We start from the raw sequence: 21,820 nt of genomic DNA on the forward strand, positions 1-21,820 counted from the left end.
CTATTTCAGTTTGTTCAGGATCACTATTTTTCCATTATTGGTAGTAATCAATTTGAGGGTTTGAGTATTGTTTTTAAGAGTTTTGATATTTCTGGCTGGGCCACTAATATCAAAGCTTGTGTTTTTTTGTGTTTTAAAAGTTCCGTCTCCTTGATTGAGTAGTAAAACTCCGTGCGAAGCATCTAGTCGGCCAAGTTGTGTACTGATCTCATAATTATTTCCGGCTAAAAGAAGATCCGGTAATCCATCATTGTTATAGTCGTCTACATCAATTGCATTTACGGATGAAATTTGAGCTTCGAACGGAAGTAAATGCTTTTGAAACTTCCCATGTCCGAGGTTTTCGAAATAGCAACTTCCTAATTCTGTCACCTTTTTGTGATAGGCTTTTTCTAGGTTTTCCTTTCCGAAAATCGATTCAAAACTGGTGTTGGCAAATGTTTTATACGACAAATATTTCTTGTTGAGAAAAGGCATTTGTTTTACCAATTCATCTTTAGAAGCAAACGGTGTTTCTTCGCCTTTGTAGAAGTAAGAAACCAATGGTTCTGGTTTTCCATTATGGTCAAAATCGTAGCTGTATAATTGAATTGGATTATGCTCTCCTGCCGTTAATCTTGTGTTGAATCCCCAGTTTCCTGCAACAAAATCGATATCACCATCATTGTCAAAATCTGCAGCTTTTATAGTATTCCACCAACCAAATTCATTCTCTAAACCATTTGATTTTTGCATCGTAAACTGATGGTTGTTTTGAATGAAAACTTTTGGTGCCATCCATTTTCCAATGACCAACATGTCTTCTTGATGATCGCCATTTACGTCAGTGAAAGTCACCGACTCTACACAACCAATTTCTTTGAATCCTTTCGCAATTTGATCTGTAGTTTCTTTGAAATGAAGGTTTCCCTGATTTTCAAAAATGTATTGTTTTGGAGTAATCCCGAATTCCCAAGGTTGAACGCTTGAGGTTATAATGATATCTTCAAAACCATTTCCTGTAATGTCTTTTGCGATTACTTTTGATGCATTGATCTCAAGATTTATAAAGGAAGTTAATTTTGTGAAAATTCCTTTTTCGTTGAGGTACAATCTTGGCTGTAGCGCAGTTCCTTTTTTGAATTCATTTCCGGCAGAAACTACGATTAAATCTAAATCGTTATCGTTGTCTACATCAGAGAAAATAGCTGAGACATCTTCTGCTATTTCATCAGTTTTGAAAAGGTTTTCTGCCGTTTGCTGGAAACTGCCATCAGCATTCTGAAAGAATAGGGCAGAGGCTTGTCGTTTAGCTCCGGTAATGAAAACATCTTCCAAACCGTCGTTATTAATATCGCCTACGCAAATGTCTGGACCTTCGTTGGTGCTTGCAAAAGGAATTAATGGATTACGATTAAATTCAATACTCATGGCATCGTTATGCACAAACGGAATTTGAGTTTGGCTATTTACCAACAAGCTCACTTTTTTCTTTTCCTTTTGAAACGAATCTGAAGCATCTTTGTATTGAATCGACAACGTTGTATTTGTTTTGATATTTTTTAGTACTTCCGATTTTCCGCCAGGCCAAATTACCTCTAAAGAATCAATGGTGGTAGAATTACCCAAACCAACGTGTAACTGTGGAGCTACGGCCGATAAATATCCTTTAGAAACGAAGTTTTCTTCCGTAATTATTTGATCTTTAACGTAAAGATTTACTTTGGCGCCAATGCCAAAAGTGTTTGTTTTTGGACCTTTAAATTGGATGGATAGATAATTATTTTGTTCAAATGTTTCACTTCTATTTTCAAGTATGAATGCTTGGTCATTGATGTTGTTTACCACAAGATCTAAATCACCATCATTGTCAAGATCTGTGTAAACAGCACCATTACTAAAAGACGGGATTTTTTGAAACCAAGTTTCTGTACTATCTGAAAACTGTTGATTTCCGTTGTTTTTGAAAAAGTAATTTGGCACTTTCTTTTCAGGCATTTCCTGGATAAAAGCCATGTCTTTTTCTGTCATTCCTTGATTGATGCGCTTTTGGATTTGATCGTTGGCAATGAAACTTACAAAATCCATATCGTTGGTAGCACCTTTGATTCCGTTTGAAATGTATAAATCTTTAAATCCATCATTATCAAAATCAGCCGCTAAAGTTCCCCAAGACCATTCGGTTGCAGCAATTCCGGAAGCATAGCCGGTTTCACTAAACGTTTGGTTTCCGTTATTCACGTGTAACGTATTTTGCATGAATTGCGGAGCGTAGCCGTTTTTCAGATAATAGTTATAGGTTTGAAAGCCGAATTCTAAACCTGAGGTTTTGTAGGTTTTTAAGTCTTCCGGAAGCATGTCTAGTGAAATGATATCGGTGTTTCCGTCATTATTAATATCCGTTAACGTGTTCCCCATTGAGTAATGAGACGTATGGCCTAGCATTTCCGGCTGTTGCGAAATCACTTCCGAAAAAGTGCCATTTTGATTGTTGATATAGAGGTAATCATTTTCAAAAAAATCATTACCGATGTAGATATCTGGATAGCCATCGTTGTTAATATCGCTTACAGATATTCCGAGCCCGTAACCAATTTCCCCCTGATAAATTCCGGCCTCGGAAGAAACATCTGTAAACTTTCCTTGATCATTTCTTAATAGTTTATCGCCTGAATCGGCATCAATCGTTTTTCTCTTTTTACCATTTCCGTAACTGCTATTTGGGTGTACAGAATGATTCAGCAGAAAGCAATCTAAATCACCGTCTACATCATAATCAAAGAAAATAGCTTGTGTAGAAAACCCGGAAAAATCTAATTGATACGCTGCGGCAGCTTCTTTAAAAGTTGGAATTCCGTTTTGGACTCCTTGATTAACAAACAATAAATTTTTGCCGTGAACACCGCGATAATTTCCAATTTTACAAACGTAAATATCAAGTAAACCATCGTTGTTAATGTCAACAACAGTAACTCCGGTTGTCCAATTGGTTGTATTTTCTATGTTTGCTTGTGCCGTGATTTCTTCAAACTGAAAATTCCCTTTATTCAGATATAATTGATCTGCAACTTGGTTTCCTGTGAAATAAATATCCTGTAAACCATCGTTATTAAAATCTGCAGTAGCCACGCCGCCGCCATTGTAGTAATACAAATAGCGAAGAATATTCCAATCTGGAGTATCGCTTAGCGTATTGGAAAATGTAATATGCGTATCGTTTGCCTCCAAAAAAGCAAAACGCTTATTTTCTTTCTTTCCACAAGAAATTAACACAAGCATCAACCCTAAGAAAACAAGCGAATGCTGCTTTATTTTATGAGTAAATCGGTTCAAATTCTTTAATTTTAGTATGTTTCAGGTAGTTGTTTTTTTGATGTTTTTCTTATCAAAAAAAGAGCTTGCTATGTGTATGATAGTACATCGATTTTTTTTGGTTTTTGGTAAAAAATCTGGAACAAATGATGTTTTACAAGCATTTATTCCAGAAGTTGATGTTTTGGTTTATAGTCGGATTTTCATAGACTTGTGAAGTTGATTGGTGTCAACTACCTTCAAATTTTAAGCTCGAAGTAAAAGTATCTTTTTTAGGAAAATGAAGTGGATAACGATAAATAAAAAGGATTAATGAAAAGTTAATAAGGTTAACGATAGTTAAATGTGTTATTCTGAACATTTAAAATGTTGTTATTTAGAGGTGTGATGACATCAAAACGTTCCATAATCATAGGCATTTTTATAGTTTCTGTATTGGGGCTTGCTTTTATTCAATATCAATATTTAAAAGTAGGACTCAACTTGGCACGTGTGCAGTTCAACCAGCAAATGTTGATTTCTTCAAAATATATCTCAGAAGACTTAGCCACTAAAAATGATCTTACTTTTTTATTAGGAAAAGCCATTACCAAAGACGATAGCTATTTTACACTGAGTTTAGATAGTTTGCAAGATGCAGGAAGTCATTATTTAGATGATTTTTTGAAGGAAAGAATTTGGGGAAATGGGTTAGAAGCGGATTTTACTTTTCAGTTGAAAACCAGAAATAATGAAGTCTTATTGAGCTCTCCAAATCATGTAGTTTATGATCCTGATGATCTCATTTTATATCCGGTTCGTTTAGAAGGTTATTTACCTCAAGTCAATGGCGCTCCGGTGACGCTTATTTTAGAATTTACTGATTTGAATAGTTATTTTTTAACTAGTTTGAACGGACTTATCATTCCTTCTTTATTGTTTTTACTAGCAATTATTGGTGTAGTCATTTGGGTGTTGCGATCGTTTTATTGGCAACGAAAAATTATTACCACTACCAATGATTTCATAAATAACTTAACACACGAGCTCAAAACGCCTGTTTTTTCTATAGGTTTGGCAACCAAGCTTCTGGAAGAAAAATTTCAAGAAGAAACCGAATTGGTAACCATGATCCGAACTCAAAATGATAAACTAAAACAGCATATTGATGCGGTTCTAGAGCTAGCGGGAATGGAAAGCAAGAAGCAAGTGTTGCCCATGCAAAAGATGAATATTCAAGAAGTTTTGCTTACAACAGCACAGTCTTTTGCCACAATTTGTACCGTAGAAAATGTTGATTTTCAGTATCAAATTCCTGAAGAAGAAATCTTCCTCAAAGGAAATCCGTTACACCTGAGTAACGCTGTTACCAATTTATTAGACAATGCTCGTAAATATACAAATGAGAGTACTCCAAAAGTGTTTCTACAAGTGGCTAAAGATCAAAAGAGTTTGAGTATCGAAGTTCGAGATAACGGTATTGGAATTCCAAAATCGTTGCATAAACAGATCTTTAAAAAATTCTATCGCGTTTCAGAAAAAGATTTACATTCTGTAAAAGGACATGGACTTGGATTGTCGTATGTTTATCAAGTAGTTAAATTGCATAAAGGCAAAATAAAAGTGAGTAGCGAAATAGGTAAAGGAACTTCCATGAAAATTTCAATACCTTTGATTCATGGCTAAATACAAAATTTTGCTGGTAGAAGATGATGCTACCATAGGTTATTTACTCACAGAGTATTTGAAGATGAAAAACTTTGAAGTGCTTTGGACCAAAAATGGAGCTGAAGGCTTAGATGCTGTTAAGCAGCATACTTTCCATTTATGCATTACCGATGTAATGATGCCCGTAATGGATGGATTTACTTTTGCAGAAGAATTAAAAAAAATCAATACAACGCTTCCGTTTATATTTTTAACCGCAAGATCTATGAAAATTGATGCGCTCAAAGGATTCTCTTTGGGAGCTGTAGATTATTTGCGAAAACCTATAGATGAGGAAGAACTGTTAGTTAGAATTGAAACCATTTTAGCTAGATTACAACCTGTATCAACTTCTGAAAAGAAAGATAGTACGTTCACTATTGGAGATTACCTGTTGAATACAGATAATCAAGAATTATATTGTAAGAATGAACTTTTGTACAAATTAACTACGCGCGAGAGTGAGCTGTTAAGTATGCTTATTGAGAACGAAGGAAATTTATGTTCGCATAAAGTGATTCTTGAAAACATTTGGGGAAAGAATGATTATTTCAACCGAAAAAGTTTAAATGTTTTCATTACGCGTCTGCGTAAGTATTTAAAAGAAGACGATAGGATTCTTATTGAAAACGTACATAATCAAGGGTTTATCCTTCGGTTTAAAGCATAAAGAAGGGGAGCAATGCTCCCCCTCCTTAAAACAAATGGTTTAACTAGTACCCCGGGTTTTGCGTTAAATTCGGGTTGAATAAAGCATCAGCCGGAATGGGATATAACAAATACTTAGAATCTGATTCATATGGTTTTAGTTCTCTAGAGTTTAGGAAAGTTCCAAAACGAACCATATCGTTTCTTCTCCATCCTTCCCACCAAAGTTCTTTTGCTCTTTCTTGATAAACACCATCTAAAGAAGCTGCAGAGGCAGATTGATCTACACGATCTGCAATCATACTCATAATAGAAGCAGCATCTCCAGAACCACCTCTTAAAATTGCTTCAGCTTTCATTAATAAAGCATCAGCATATCTAAATAATACATAATCGTTATCTGGAGCATCAACATTACCGTAATCTGGTACATATTTTACACCACGAATACCTGCAGTTTCTAGAGTAACTCCAGAAGTAATTAAGGTTAATTCAGGAGTGAAAACTAATGGATTTCCATTTCTGTCTTCCAAAGGAGTTGTTCCTCCAGGGCCGTATTGTTGCCCAACTTGATAACCAACGTTGTACCCACTATTTTCAGTAACCTCATCAATAGTCTTATTAATACGCTCATCGTTTGGATCAAATTGATTGTAATATTCTGCCACAGTAGCAAAACCATTCCATCCAGATGGGGTTTGGTTATAGTGTTGTCCCATTCTCCAACGAGATTGGATATTTCCTGCATTTCCCTGAACATTTCTTGAAGAAAAAATAATTTCAGGTGAAGTTTCAGCATTTTCAGGAATGAAGTTGTCCCAATAATCTGCAGCTAACGTATTGGTTAAGGCATCTACGTGACTAATAACTTGATTCATATCGCTACTATCAAATGTATAAGGCCCTGCAGGATCTTCAGACATGAAAACAGCTTTGTTCAAATATAATTTTGCCAATAGAAAGTGTGCTGCATTTTGGCTAGCTCTATCTACTGTTGTTGCAGTAGGCAAACTAGAAACTATATCTTCTAATTCTGAAATTACAAAGGTTGTGGCTTCTGATCTAGACCATACTAGTGGAGCGTCTTCTAAAGAGCTACCTTCTGGTCTGTATGGTGTTTGACCATATTTGTCAATAATATGGAAATAATAAAATGCTCTCAAGAAACGAGCTTGGGCAACAGCATCTCCACTACCATTTTCTATGATAAGGTTACAGTTGTATACCTGTGTTAAAAGATCGTTCCATGTATTAGTTACGAAATTATGGTCTGGAGCCCAAGTATGCGTATGTAACTGTCTCCATATAGCGTTATCATCCCAGTCACCACCTCTTGTTGGTCCAACTAAAGCATCTGTTGAATGTTCATCTAAACAGTGAGATAGATCTTGAGATTGAAAACCACGCGTACCAAGATATGCAGATTCTAAGAGCGCATCTACGTCTACAGAACCTTCTTGTGAATTGTCTAGAACAACGCCGTCTAAAACTTGTTCTTCTAAATCGGTACAACTTACTGCCGCAATAAGTGCGCCCGATAGTAATACTTTTGTTATGATATTATATGTCTTCATCATTGATTTTTTTTAGAATGTTACGTTTAAGCCTAAAGCGAAACTTCTTGCTCTTGGATATGCCAAGTAATCCATACCGGCAGATGGTACACCGTTCAATTGCTTATCTGTATCTACTTCAGGATCAAATCCTGTGTAACCAGTAAGTACAAATAGGTTTTGTCCACTTACATACAATCTTGCATTTTTCGCTTTGATCTTATCTAGGATTCCGCTTGAGAATGTATAACCGATAGTAGCGTTGTTCAATCTTAAGAAATCACCTTTTTCCAAATATTTTGTAGATGGTGAGTTTGGATCTCCCTGTGCTTGATTAGATGTAGCTGCTTCGTAGCTTGTGTTTTTACCTCCTAGGAATGCTCCTTTGAAGAAATAAGCATTAGCAGTGTTGTTGTAGATATAGTGACCAAAAGCACCGTAGAAAGACATTCCTAAATCCCAACTTTTATAGTTGAAGTTTGTACCAAAACCTATGTTTACTTTTGGTAATGGTTGCTTATCTAATAGTTTTTTAGCCGCAGTACCTAAACCAGTATCGTTTCCTGCTGCATCTGCATAAATAGACATTCCGTCTGCGTCATAACCTCTCCATTCATACAAGAAATAAGAGTATAATGGCATTCCGTTTGTAATAACCTGTGCATAAGCTCCAGTTAAACCTTGACCATTCAATCCTCCAGTTTGAATAAACCCTGCAAAGTTTTGAATTTCATTATCTAAGAAAGATGCATTGGCATTGAAGTCCCAGTTTGCATTTTCTGTACTAAGAATATTGTAGTTTAAAGAAACTTCAACCCCTTTGTTGATCAGATTTCCTGGAAGGTTTACAAACCTTGGAGATGGAGGCCCTGGTTGTGTCGCTGCAGAAGGAACTGGGAAGATTAAGTCTTTCGTATCTTTATGGAAGTAATCTACAGAACCTGTTAATTTTCTATTGAATAATCCGAAATCAACACCAAAACCATAGGATTGTGTAGTTTCCCACTTTAACTCTGAGTTTGCATTACTATCTACATTTAATGCTCCGTTGTTGCCGTAAGAAGCTCTAGCGATTGCTGAGTTAGGAGCAAATTCCTGATTACCAGTAATACCCCAGTTAGCTCTTACCTTCAAGTTGTTTACCAATCCTTCTTCTTCGTTTACAATTTTGTAACCAACACCAAGTGAAGGGAAGTAATCATATTTGTTGTCATCTCCTAATTTTGTAGAACCATCAGTTCTTATGGTTGCAGTAACCAATAAGTTTTCATAAATAGTAGCATTTACTCTACCGAAGAACGATTGTAGCTCAACTCGATTTCTGTATGAACTTGCAGTAAATTCATTTTCTAAACCACCTTCTATATTATCAACAAGATTGGTTTGATTTGCATTGAAACCAGTAGCTTGGCTCATGCTTCCATCGGCGTTATAATCATAGTAAGAATAACCAACAACTGCATCTAAAGTGAAGTTATCACTAAATTGATTGTTGTAGTTTAAAGTATGTTCAAATGTTCTATTGAATCGATTATCAGAAAGGATTCCTGCTGTACCATAGCGGGTTTCACCAGTTTGTGGATCTGTTGCTTGTGCTACATTTTGAATTTGGATAGAAGGTAATACTTCAAATGCTCTTTGAGATGTAGAACGCTCGATACCAAAAAGGAATTGATATTTTAAATGATCTGTAATATTAACTGTGGTAGTTATACTTCCCAATAATTTGTTTGTTGCTGTTTCATCGTTGTAGGAGTCTAACAATTGAACCGGGTTAATATACGTGTCGCTTACAACGTTGTAGCTTCCGTCAGTGTTATAAATTGGTTGTGTAGGGTTCCAGTAAAGGGCAGTCCCAATTACGTTACCAATAAATCCTGCATTACTTGTTATTAAGGTTGCTTGATCCTTAATTCCAGAATATAATAAACGTGCATCAACTTTTACACGACCATCAAAGAAGGTATTAGAATTGAATAAAGATGCACTGTATCTATCAATTCCTGTTTTCTTTACAATACCATCTTGAGTAGAAGCACCGAAAGATAAACGCGTATTTGAGTTTTCAGAACTTTTAGCAAAAGATACGTCATGAGTTGTTGTGAAACCATTGTCCATAATAGCGTCTTCCCAATCATACGTTCTAGAACCAAAATCTGCACCTCCTAATCCGGCATATTCTTCACCACTCATTACAGCGAAATCTCCAGCAATTTTACTGAAAACCACTGTAGAGTTGTAAGTGAATTGTGGTTCACCAGATTTACCTCTTTTGGTGGTAATTACAATTACCCCATTTGCACCTCTAGAACCGTAAATAGCGGTTGCGGAAGCATCTTTCAATACGTTGATACTTTGAATATCATTTTGGTTGATAAAGTTTAGTGGGTTTCTTGCACTTGAAGAACCTAATCCGAAGTCTGAACCACCAGATGATACATTACCACCATCTAAAGGAACTCCATCTACTACGATTAATGGATTGTTTCCTGAACGTACAGAAGAATTACCACGAACACGGATGGAAACTCCAGCACCAGGTTCACCACTTGATTGTGTTACCTGTACACCAGAAACTTTTCCTCGTAATAATTGTGCTGGTGAAGGCGCAGCAACTACATCAAAGTCTTTTGCGCTAATTGCATCTACAGCACCGGTTGCATCTTTTTTGGTTGTTGCACCATAACCAATTACAATAACTTCGTCCAACTCATTAGCGTCTTCAGACATTGTAATGTTAATTGTTGATCTTCCATTCACAGAAATTTCCTGAGTTTTGAAACCAACGAAACTAAAAACTAAGACTGCATCTTCGCCAACGTTTTCGATGGTGTAATTACCATCAAAATCTGTTTGAACACCATTAGATGTGCCTTTGACTAACACCGAGGCTCCAGGAAGTGGTCCCATATCATCGGACACAACTCCGGTTACTGTTTGTCCATAAGTAATTCCTACAAACAGGAACAAGGAAAACAGCATGAAGCCTTTTAGTAAACCATTTTTCATGAGCTTAAAATTTTAAGGGTTTATATTAAGTTTTTATTAATATTTGGCTAAATTAAATATTAAATACTTAAAAAAAAGCAAGTGTTTTTTTTACATTTATAACTAAAACGGTTTAGTATTTAAAAAAATGTAAATTTTAACATTTTTACGCATTCATCGAGTTAAATGTTGAGTTGTTTTTCATTATAGTCATACTGATTACAAGGTATTTCATACATTTATAGTTGTTTACATAAAAAAAGAGCAGTCTTTACGACTGCTCTTAGTATTTATTTCTTAATAATGAATTAGATTAATATTTCATTAATCTATTAATAACGATTCTGTCTATATCTTTTATTTTAACAAGATAAATACCTCTTTTAAAATTGCTTATATCAATCACTGTTTCGGGTAAAATATTATCTTTTTCTAAAAGGATTTTTCCTTGAAGATCTAATATTTGAAGATGAGTGGCAGATTTCGATAGTTGAAAGGTGTCAGAAGTTGGATTTGGATATAGCTGAATTGCTTCTGTTGCTGCAACAACATCCGTACTCATAGTAGCTTGCTGATTTCCGTAAATACGATATTCGCCTGGAGCCAGATTGATTACAAAATCGCTTCCGGTAGATGTTACATTCAAGGTTTCATCTGTTAACAAATTATACCAGGTTCCGGTTGACGGGAAATTGGGTGTTACATTGAAACTTGTTACTTTGAAATTAGCAATAACCAGCACTTCGTTCAATTCATCGCTTCCTAAATCGTCATTCCAAATGTAAATTTTAGGTAGCAAATTAGCTTGATCAGAAGTTACCGTAAATGTTTCTGTATCAAAAACCTCTTGTGTACGTCTAAGATGAATCATTTCGGCCCAAGCATCATACACCTCCAAACGGTCTGCATCTGTATCATATCCTATTTCAGACGGAATTGGTTTTGGGTCTGTACGGCAATCATTGTTGGTAGAACCATCTTGACAATAATTGATATTGTAATCGTACCCTAACTCGCCAAATTGCCAAAACATTTTTGGTCCAGGAATGGTGAAGAAAACCGCTCCAAAAGTTTTCATTCGGTCTAGTGAAGTATCTTCATCAGTTACATTGTAGCTTCCGGATACATTTCCGTATTCTAGATTTTTATACATCAATCTTTCTTCATCATGACTTTCTCCGTAACCTACCAACCTTGGCTTATCAAAACCTCTTTCTTCAAAATCAATTCCGTTAAAATTGCTACCATCGGTATACCCCATGGTATTTTGGTTGTAGTTGTAATTGTAATTTCCCCACAACATAATTCCTTTGCCTTCATCTGCACGGTAATTAGCCCATTCGGTTTCTTCGGTAGCAGAGCCACCAACGCCTAAATGTTCAAAAATCACATAGAAATCTTCATCAATATCCCATTGAATATCTGCATAATCTTTTAGAATTTCTACACGGTCTGATTGGTAATTATTAGTACAAGTTTCACCGGAAGGCGTACAGTTATTGGTAAAACCTTTGGTAAGATCCCAACGGAAACCATCGATATGAAAATCGTTCATCCAACGGTTAATAGTGCGCTCTACATAATATTGAGTAACTTCTGACTGATGATTCAAATCGTACCCAACGCTATAAGAATGTTTAGCTTCTTGATTACAATATGGATTGTCTGCTGTTGGTGTACCAAAACCATCACCATCAGGATCATCCATCCACATTCGCACCAAAGGCGAACGCCCATACACATGGTTTAAAGCCACATCTAAAATGACTGCAATACCGTTTTCGTGACATAAATCTATGAACTCTTTCATGTCATTTTCTGGTCCATACGCTTTGTCCAATGCCAAATGATATGCTGTATTATACCCCCATGAAATATTTCCTTCGAACTCCATTACAGGCATAATTTCAATTGCATTGATGTTTAATCCAGTAAAATAATCGATATCATCTATCAAAGAAGCCCAAGTTTTTTCACTGTTGAAGTCACGAATAAGTAGTTCATAAATGATGAGATCTTCTTTTTCTGGTCTTTCAAAATCAGTTATTTGCCATTCATAGGCCGTTTGATTGGTTTGAATTACAGAAACCTCAAATTCTTGACCGTCTGGATATACCGTCATGTTAGGATATGTTGTTTCTTCTATATACGGATCATCATAGGGTGATAACACAATTGTGGAATACGGATCGGCAGTTTTGATTCCGTCACTGGTTCTGTACTGAAACGTATATACTTCGCCAGCTGTGAGTCCGTCAATTTCCATCCAATACAAATCAGCATCTTCGGTATCGCGTTTCATCAAATACGAGTTTGAAATTTGCCAGTTGTTAAAACTACCAATCACATGCACATACTCTTTGTCTGGCGCATACAAAGCTAGAGTAGCCTTGGTTGCATCATTTTCATCATAAGTAATCCCTTGTTCTATACCGTCTGGAATTGCCTCTGTGGTAACACTTGGCGTTGTAATAGCAGAAAAATCTACTGAAATCTCTTCGGATGTTCCCACTTCAGAAGCCGTTAAGGTAAAAGAGGCGTCCGTTGTAATGGTTTGATTGTAACTAAACGAAGTAGTATTCGATGCTGTACTAATTTCACTTCCGTTCATTTCTAACGACCAATTGGCATTGGAAGAGACAGTTGCCGAAATAGGCAAACTACTCCCTGAAGCAATTGTAGTAAGACTGCCATCTGTCGGCGAAATTGTTGTCATTTGAAAACCGCCTACCTGAACAAAAATATCTGATGTTTGTTGGTTTCCATCGGCACTTCTTAACACCATTGAAATTTGGGTGATAGAACTCTGGGAATCAACTCCAAAATAGGTGTATAAATCTGGGGTAATGGTTAACGAATACGTTGTACCAGATTCAACACTAAAAGCTGGCTGCGTGGTATTGTTCCCCCAGCTACCTATTACATTTTGCCATGGGTTACCATCTACAGTAACGCCCATGTGTGCATAGATAGTTCCGGTGTAACTAGACAATCCTGTACCAGATTTATCAAAATAAATGGTTACGGCTCCATCTGCTTCTGGAGGATTGGGCGAAGTGGTTATTTGTGCCCAACCGCATGCTGTGATAAAGCATATGAATAGGGTAATTATTTTTTTCATATAAATAAACTTAATAGCGTTTAAAAAAATAAAGGCTGCTTTAGATAGGCAGCCTTTAATATAATTTTGAGTTTTATTCTGACTCTTCAATTGTATATGTCAATTGATTTAAATCCATAGTAATGTGATAGTTTCCGGAAGACACTGCAATGTTATCTCCGCCATTGTCAAGTGTATTATCTACATCGGTATCACCATAATTTAGATCCCATGTATTATTAAATCTAAACTTAAATTCACCTGAAGTTAAAGTAGCATCAATAGTCCACATATCTATAGTTCCATCATAACTCATTTGCATGTCTGGACCATCCCAACCATTGGTGGTAGCGTCTCCTACTAATCCCCAAGAATAAGGCTCTATCGTATACGTTAGTGCACTAATGTCAAACGTAATTTTATAGGTACCTGCTTCTACAGCAATGTTAGAACCTCCTTCTTCTAAAGTTCCATCAGGCTCATTATCACCATAGTTTAAGTCCCAAGCATTGTTTTCTCTAAACTTAATTTCTCCCTCTATCAAAGTTGTATAAGCAACATAAACATCTTCTGTGTCTGTATACCAGAATGGTACATCTGGACCGTCCCAACCATTTGGAGCTGCAGAACCTACAATACCCCATGAAGTTGGCTCTATCAAGTTTTCATATGGAATAACATTAATAGTAATTATATTAGAAACTGCAGGTTGATAATAATCACTAATGGATGCCTCTAGCTTTATATCTACGCTTAAAGGTGTAAATGGAGTACCACCCAGACTGTTTACAACTAATGAATTTAAATTTTCTGAAAGATATGATAAACTCATGTCATTTCCTCCGGCAACGGCAACGGCATCTTGGAAGTCATTACCAGTAACATCAAAGTATAGTGTGTAATCTATTTCAGCATTGTAACCAAAATCTGGTGCAGTCCAGTTTAAATCTAGGACACTATTTCCTTGATTTTCTTCTGACAATTCAATAGTAGTAGATGATACAGATAACGATGTGGTAGCAGTATCATCGGCGATAACAAGGTCTTTGTCATCGTCACAAGAAGCTGTGAACAAGAGTAAGGCAAAAGCTCCTACAAACGTTTTATATAAATGTTTCATGATTTCTATTTTTTTAGTATCCAGGATTTTGAGTTAAATTAGGATTTACTCCTAAAATTGCAGATGGTATTGGGTAAATATCTCTATACCCATCTACTGCAATACCATTGACAGATCCTCCTTTGAAAGGCCATAAATAACTGTTTGAAGTGAAATATCCGTATCTGATTAAATCAGTTCTTCTAAATCCTTCCCATTGAAGTTCTCTTGCTCTTTCATCTAGAATAAAATCTAGAGTTAGGTTACCAGATGTTATATTGGCAGAACTATTACCATAGGCTCTCTCTCTTAATTCATTGATGTATAAAGCAGCATCAGAAGTGCTTCCGCCTCCACCTCTTAAAACAGCTTCGGCATAGTTAAGATAGATTTCTGCAACTCTTATCAAGGCAATATCTGTATCTACAAAGGCATTGTTAGGATCATTTCCTAAAGAACCATCACTTTTAAGGTTTTTATATTTTGTAGAAGCATAGCCATCAGTAAAGGTATTTGCTATAGTTTCAATTTCATAGTTTTGACCATTGGTAAAGAACATAGCTCTACTATCACTCCAAGCAGTAGGATTTCCGTCCTCGTCTGAAGCAGTTATAGCGTCATTAAATTTTTCTACTAGTCCTTTGGTAACTCTGTTACCAGACCAACCTCCGTTAACGCCGTAATCTGAAGCTACCATGTCTCCACCAATTGCAGCGCAAACTAAATAAGTGGTCCCTCCGTATGTTTGAGATTGTACACCGTCAAAATTAGCTGTGAAAATGAACTCGTTTTGAGCTCCATTGGTATCGTTATCAGCTAAAAACAATTCATCGTAAGCACTTCCGTTTCCGTTAGCATCGGTTGTGTTTAGAGTATATGTTGAATTGATAACTTGTTGTGAATACGTTACACAGTCAGCATATCTATCTTCTCCTATCCAGCTTTCAGCATTAAGATAGATTCTTGAAAGAAGGGCCCAAGCAGCAACTTCATCAACTCTACCATACTCAGAAGTTCCACTTGCAGGTAATAAATCCTGAATTTCTAATAATTCACTTTCAATGAAGGCAAAAATTTCTTCTCTGCTGTTTTGTTCTGGTACGTTTGTACTAACTTCTGTGGTGATTGGAACGTTTCCAAAGAAATCAACTAAATACGAGTAAGCATAAGCACGCATAAACCTAGCTTCGGCAATGTAATGTTGAACGTCTGTATTATCACTAAGTGCTTGTGCGTTTTCAATAAATGAATTGCAATATGAAACCTCTAGTGCCAAACGATAATAAGTAGCTTCTAAAAAGATATTTGTAGAAGACCAATTCATATTATGAAAGTTAGGTACACCTGCATCTCCCCAGCCATTTACAGCTTCATCAGTAGGGAGTTCGTTTAAAATAAAAAGAAGTCTGGTAAACTGTGTAGCTCCTTCATCTCCAATAGCGGTAATATCTGAATCTCCCGTAGCTCCTGTCTGACCTGTTAAAGAAAAACCAGCATATAGTTTTGCTAAGGCACTCTTAGCTTCGGATGCGTTTGCAAAAACATCTTCCTCTGTATATACTGTTGGATTGGTAGGATATTGATCTAAATCGTCCATGCATGCTGTAAACATTACAGCAGCAATAATTATATATGATAGTTTATAAAAGTATTTCATTGTACTCTTTTTTAAAAATTAAGATTAAATCCAAGCATATAGATACGTGGTCTTGGGTATAAACCATTATCAATTCCTTGATATACCTCGGGATCTAAACCTTTATAATTTGTGATGGTTGCTACGTTTTGAACAGAAGCATTGATCTTTAAAGAGGCATCTTTGATAAATTGATTAAAGGTATAACCTAGGTTTATATTGTCTATTTTGAAGAAAGAAGCATTTTGTACAAAATAATCACTCATTAAGTTTCCTTCGCTCACTTCTACAAAATTGTGATCGTAATAAGAGGTCGCAAGATTGCTTAGAATACCATTTGCTGTAGCTTTATTAAGATAAGCTCTACTTGATGCATTATTATTGTATACATAGTTGCCAATACTTGCACGGGTTACTACTGCAATATCAAAGTTTTTATATTTGAAGGTAGAATTCAGTCCCATGGTAACATCAGCAAAAGGATCTTTGTAGAAGTACTTGTCTTCATCATTAATAGCACCGTCGTTGTTACGATCTACATAAGCACCTTCGATTGGTTTACCCGCGTCATCATATACTTGTTCATATACATAATAACTAAATGGGGAATAGCCTTCTTCTTGATACTGAATATTGTTTCCTGTTCCTCCATTAATTCCTCCAGTAGCATAACCTTCAGGAAGGTTTGTTAATTCATTTTTGTTATATGCTACGTTATAGCCTATTGTCCAAGTGATGTTATCGGTTTGTATTGGCGTATAATTGATCTCAAACTCAAGACCTTTATTTTCCATATCACCAACGTTTTTATTTACAGAATCACCAAAGTTTGTAAATGGGTCCACTTTTACATAAGCTATCAAGTCGTTAGTTCTTTTGATATAGGCATTAATAGATCCTGAAACCTTGTTGTTAAACAAAGCATAATCAATACCTGCATTAAAAGTTTTTCCTATTTCCCATTTTAACTCATCGTTAATTCTTTCTGGTCGGTATGTTCCTATGTAGTCATTTCCTATAGGGTAATATGCTCCAGATCTATTACGGTTGTATCTTGTTAAAAATAAATAGTCTCCTAAACCATTTACGTTACCAACTTCACCATATCCAAGTCTTAATTTCAACTGATTGATAACTTTAGATTCTTTTAGGAAATCTTCGTTATTAATATTCCATGCCAAGGAGAACGAAGGGAAATAACCCCATCTGTCATCTGGGTTTAATTTAGAAGAAGCATCAGCTCTTAAAGTTGCAGTAGCCAAATATTTATCATCATAGTTGTAATTTGCTCTTCCAAAGAAAGACATCATCACATTTTTGCTTGGATCAGATGTATAAGCTTGTTCGCTACCAGCTCTTTCTTCTACTTCTCTATCATAAGCATAGTTAAGATATTCAAAAGATTGGTATGAATGCCCTGCCATCACAGATACAGAATTTTTATTAAATTCTTTGTTGTAATTTAGGTAGAAGTCTAATAGTTTATTTATAACTTCATTACTATAACTGCTATAAGCTCCATTATAGTTTTCGTCTGTACTAGAGTGTGGCATCTCTATTGGTGTATTAACTCTACCATTACTGTTCGTATAGTCATACCCCAAATTAACAGTTGCTGTTACTTCTGGTAAAAAGTGTAAGTTATAATCAAACTTAGCGCTTCCTATAAAACGTCTTACTTCAGAAGTATCATCGTTTAACTCAACCAATGCTAACGGGTTGGAAGGTGCTAAACTATTTTGAACTCCATCTGAGTTCAACCATGTATAATAACCTGCGAAAGGAGAATTTTCATCATATACTGGCTGTGTAGGGTCAAAATCAACTGCAGCCCCAATAGCTCCTGTATTACCAAAGGTATTTTCGGTATACATTCCCCTTGCATTTAAATCAATTTTCAAATGGTTATCAAATAGGTAAGGTCTTAAATTTAAAGAACCCGTTGTTCTTTTAAAGTTATCATTCTTCAAGACTCCACTTTGATCGGAGTATCCGATAGAAGCTCTAAAGGGCATGAATTTTTTAATAGTTCCGGAAACATTAAAGTTACTGTTGTTGCTTATGGCTGTTTCATAGATTTCATCTTGCCAATTAGTATTGCTATCTCCAAGTAACGCTATTTGTGCCGGAGTACCCGTCTGTTCTATTAAGGTTCTAAATTGGTTTGCACTCATAACGCTTACTTTTTTGTAAGGATCTGATACATTCACAGATGAACTGAAATTAAACTTTAAATTTCCTTTCCCTTTTTTAGTAGTAATCATTACTACACCGTTTGCGGCACGTGAACCATAAATTGCAGTAGCAGAGGCATCTTTCAATACTGTCATGCTCTCAATATCATTAGGGTTGATAAAGTCAAGAGGGTTACGAGAACCTCCTACTTCGCCATCACCAATAGGAATTCCATCAACAACATATAAAGGATTGTTGGATAATGAAAGAGAAGAAATTCCTCTAATTCTAATGGTCTGACCTCCACCTGGAGAACCTCCGCTTGAAGTAACGTTTACACCGGCAATTTTACCGGTAACCAATTGTTCTGCAGTAACTACAGGCCCATTGTTAAAATCTTCTGTGGTAACTTGGTCTACGGTACCTGTAGCATCTTTTTTCTTTACAGTACCATATCCTACAACTATAACTTCTTCAAGTTGTTGTGTGTCTTCAATTAGTGAAACATTGATGTTTTCGTTACCGGTAAATTTCACTTCCTGAGTTATAAAACCGATATACGAAAATTCCAATACATCGTTTTCGTTTACTTGCAGTTGATAATTTCCATCAAAATCTGTAGTAGTTCCTTTTGTTGTACCTTTCACAAGTACATTTGCACCTGGAATTGGCGCTCCCGTAGCGCTTTCGGTAACAACACCATTTACAGTTGTCTGTCCAAAGGTGATAATTGGAATACAGAACAACAGAAATAACATGTATTTTTGTAAAGTGTTCATACAATTATTTGTTAAATTCATTTGTTTATAATTACATATATTTCATTTCTCGATGTTAAAATTATGTAAAAAATCCTCACAAAAAACTTACAAGCCTACTGGTAGGGTTACTGTAACGTTTGAGTGTTGAAAACTTTTTTAAATTTAACATTTGTTATTTTTAAAGGTTTTCGAATATTGAAATAATAATTTGAATACTGTTTTTTTGAATAAACTATAAAATGAGAAGAAAACTTACGTTAAAACAAATTGCAAAAGAGATGGATGTTTCCATTTCTACAGTGTCTAAGGCTTTACGTGATAGTCCTGATATTGGGTTAGATACAAGAGAGAAAATTCAAGCTTTTGCGAAGCTTTACAACTATAAGCCAAATAATATTGCACTGAGTTTAAAAAACAGAAAAACAAAGAATATAGGAGTAATCATCCCCGAAATTGTGCATCACTTTTTTACCACTGTTGTCAGTGGCGTTGAAAAGGTGGCTAATAAAAGAGGGTATAATGTAATTGTTTGTTTGTCTAATGAATCTTTTGATAGAGAGGTGATTAATATGGAAATGCTGGCGAGTGGAAGTATAGATGGCTTTATAATGTCGCTTTCTAAAGAAACACAACAGAAAAAAGACTTTCACCACCTTAGAGAAGCTATCAATCAAGGTATGCCATTGGTAATGTTTGACAGAGTTGCGGAGGAAATTTATTGTGATAAAGTTGTGATAGATGATGCGCAGGGAACCTACAGAGCCGTAAACCATCTTATAGATACAGGTTGTAAGCGAATTGCTTTGATTACCACAACCGATTACGTGAGTGTAGGAAAGCTGAGAACAGAAGGTTATCTAAATGCACTAAGAGATGCCGGAATGGAAATAGATGAAAATTTAATTGTAAAAATTGAAGACACCAGAGAATGTGATGAGCAAATTGAAGAACTTTTTGAGTCTCAAACTTTCGATGCAGTTTTTGGAGTAAATGAGATTTATGCAGTAACAGCTATGCGAGAAGCACAAATACGTGGGTTTAAAATACCCGAAGATATTTCGGTAATAGGTTTTACAGATGGAATTTTATCTAAGAACTCATTTCCTAGAATGTCTACCATTAATCAGCATGGAACACAGATGGGAGCTATTGCTGCAGATATGCTTATCAATAAATTAGAATCTGTAGACGAGGATGAATATTACAGAACCGAAGTAGTAAAATCTACCCTAACCGAAAGAGAATCAACAAAAAAGAAATCTTAACATTTCGAACTTAGAAAAAAGTTATATCTTTACAGCCGTCAAGACTTATATATTTCATTTCTCACCTGTATATAAAGTTTTGATAAGCTTTAAGCTTATCGTAAATATTAATCTATTACGATAGTTTTTCTGTTATTTTATTTTTTCAGAATACCATCTGTAATGCAAATTACAACAGATGAAAAAGCGTTTACTTTCCTTTTGGGAAATCTGGAACATGAGCTTTGGTTTTTTGGGTATCCAGTTTGGGTACGCACTTCAGGGAGGTTTTATGTCCCGAATTTTCCAAACACTCGGAGCTAGTGAAGATGATATTCCGCTTTTATGGATTGCCGCACCGCTAACAGGGTTAATTGTTCAGCCCATTATTGGTTATTTAAGCGATAGAACATGGCATCCTAAACTCGGAAGAAGAAAACCTTATTTTTTAATTGGAGCTATTTTAAGCTCTTTAGCATTATTTTTCGCGCCACATTCTTCAGCTTTATGGATGGCAGCCGGCTTTCTTTGGGTAATCGATGCTTGTATCAATATAAGTATGGAACCTTTTAGAGCTTTGGTGGCCGACAAGTTACATGAATCACAAAGGTCTTATGGTTTTGTGGTACAAACGCTCATTATAGGTATTGGTACCTGGATCGCTAGTAATCTGCCTTGGGCAGTAAACAAACTGGGCATTAGCAATGTTGCTCCGGCCGGGGTGGTACCACCTTCAGTCCGAATTGCATTTGCTATTGGTGCTTTTGTGTTTATACTAAGCATCCTGTATACCATTTTTACCACTGAAGAATATCCTCCAGAGGATATGGAAGCATTCCTTAAAGAGAAGAAGGAGAAGAAAAGTAATTTTATCAAAGACATTACGGCAAATGTTGGCAACATGCCAAAGACAATGAAAAAACTGGGCTTAATCCAATTTTTTAGTTGGTTTGCCTTTTTTACCATGTGGAGTCTTGCCATGCCTGCATTGACAGAGCATATTTACCAGGCTCCTAAACCAAACATTAAAGAGTTTGCTCAATTAGATACTTCTGGAGCAGTTGTCTTTACGGGTACTGGAGAAGAAAAACAAGTGGTTTTCTCAAATACTGAAAAGGAACGTGAATACACTGTTCAAGATGAGGCTTATAATACCGCTGCTGATGAGGTTGGTTCTGCTATGGGTATTTATGGTTTGTCTTCTATGGCCTTTGCATTATTGCTAACATTTTATTCAGCAAGATTCAAACTGAACAGAAAATACACACATTTGGTTTCGCTAATTATTGGTGGAGCAGGATTTATAGGAATGTATTTTGCTTCCGACTTTAGCTCTTTAGCTTTTTGTTTCGTGTTAATTGGTATTGCCTGGGGAAGTATTTTATCTATGCCTTATGCCATGTTATCAAGTTCCATAGACCCTAACAAAATGGGAATGTTTATGGGATTATTCAACATGTTTATTGTAATACCGCAAATCGTTGCAGCGCTTGGAGGAGTCAATTTTGTATACAAATTATTAGGAGACGAAACCATCAATGCGATGATTGTAGCAGGAATCAGTTTAATTCTTGCAGGATTATCCAATCTACTTATCACAAACAAAAAGGCGATAGCCTATTCAATTGATCAAGCTTAA

11 protein-coding genes are annotated in these 21,820 nt (G+C 35.8%); 4 read left to right on the forward strand and 7 right to left on the reverse strand.

Going from position 1 to position 21,820, the window contains the following annotated elements:
* Positions 1 to 3,312: a VCBS repeat-containing protein gene (locus BM383_RS02200; RefSeq protein ID WP_245766510.1), complete on the reverse strand. Its 3,312-nt coding sequence runs from the start codon at positions 3,310 to 3,312 to the stop codon at positions 1 to 3.
* 345 nt (positions 3,313 to 3,657) lie between these two features.
* Here BM383_RS02200 and BM383_RS02210 point away from each other — a divergent pair, with 345 nt between their 5' ends.
* Both BM383_RS02210 and BM383_RS02215 read left to right on the forward strand, forming a co-directional pair.
* On the forward strand, positions 3,658 to 4,956 hold the full coding sequence (locus BM383_RS02210; protein ID WP_245766511.1) for a sensor histidine kinase: 1,299 nt from the start codon (positions 3,658 to 3,660) through the stop codon (positions 4,954 to 4,956).
* The gene (locus tag BM383_RS02215; RefSeq protein ID WP_093022406.1) at positions 4,949 to 5,647 is read left to right on the forward strand and encodes a response regulator transcription factor; all 699 of its coding nucleotides are present in this window, start codon (positions 4,949 to 4,951) and stop codon (positions 5,645 to 5,647) included. Before BM383_RS02210 ends, BM383_RS02215 begins: the two co-directional genes overlap by 8 nt.
* Positions 5,648 to 5,690: 43 nt before the next feature.
* Here BM383_RS02215 and BM383_RS02220 read toward each other — a convergent pair whose 3' ends face one another.
* The 6 genes from BM383_RS02220 to BM383_RS02245 form a co-directional block, all read right to left on the reverse strand.
* Entirely contained in the window at positions 5,691 to 7,202 is a 1,512-nt protein-coding gene (locus tag BM383_RS02220) for a RagB/SusD family nutrient uptake outer membrane protein (protein ID WP_245766512.1), read from the reverse strand.
* Between the two features lie 9 nt (positions 7,203 to 7,211).
* Positions 7,212 to 10,187: a SusC/RagA family TonB-linked outer membrane protein gene (locus tag BM383_RS02225; RefSeq protein WP_245766513.1), complete on the reverse strand. Its 2,976-nt coding sequence runs from the start codon at positions 10,185 to 10,187 to the stop codon at positions 7,212 to 7,214.
* A 292-nt stretch (positions 10,188 to 10,479) separates the two neighbouring features.
* A complete protein-coding gene (locus BM383_RS02230) occupies positions 10,480 to 13,287 on the reverse strand; it encodes an alpha-amylase family glycosyl hydrolase (RefSeq protein WP_093022409.1) in 2,808 nt (935 codons plus the stop codon).
* 73 nt (positions 13,288 to 13,360) lie between these two features.
* The gene (locus tag BM383_RS02235; RefSeq protein ID WP_093022412.1) at positions 13,361 to 14,386 is read right to left on the reverse strand and encodes a SusE domain-containing protein; all 1,026 of its coding nucleotides are present in this window, start codon (positions 14,384 to 14,386) and stop codon (positions 13,361 to 13,363) included.
* Between the two features lie 13 nt (positions 14,387 to 14,399).
* On the reverse strand, positions 14,400 to 16,022 hold the full coding sequence (locus tag BM383_RS02240; RefSeq protein WP_093022415.1) for a RagB/SusD family nutrient uptake outer membrane protein: 1,623 nt from the start codon (positions 16,020 to 16,022) through the stop codon (positions 14,400 to 14,402).
* 11 nt (positions 16,023 to 16,033) lie between these two features.
* Complete coding sequence (locus tag BM383_RS02245; RefSeq protein WP_093022418.1) at positions 16,034 to 18,955, reverse strand: SusC/RagA family TonB-linked outer membrane protein; 2,922 nt, start codon at positions 18,953 to 18,955, stop codon at positions 16,034 to 16,036.
* 221 nt (positions 18,956 to 19,176) lie between these two features.
* On the opposite strand from BM383_RS02245, the gene BM383_RS02250 reads away from it, so the two are divergent.
* On the forward strand, positions 19,177 to 20,202 hold the full coding sequence (locus BM383_RS02250; protein WP_093022421.1) for a LacI family DNA-binding transcriptional regulator: 1,026 nt from the start codon (positions 19,177 to 19,179) through the stop codon (positions 20,200 to 20,202).
* Positions 20,203 to 20,380: 178 nt separating this feature from the next.
* Positions 20,381 to 21,820, forward strand: coding sequence for an MFS transporter (locus BM383_RS02255; protein ID WP_093022424.1), 1,440 nt, complete (start codon positions 20,381 to 20,383; stop codon positions 21,818 to 21,820).

Source organism: Pustulibacterium marinum, assembly GCF_900116665.1.
GTDB classification, from domain to species: domain Bacteria; phylum Bacteroidota; class Bacteroidia; order Flavobacteriales; family Flavobacteriaceae; genus Pustulibacterium; species Pustulibacterium marinum.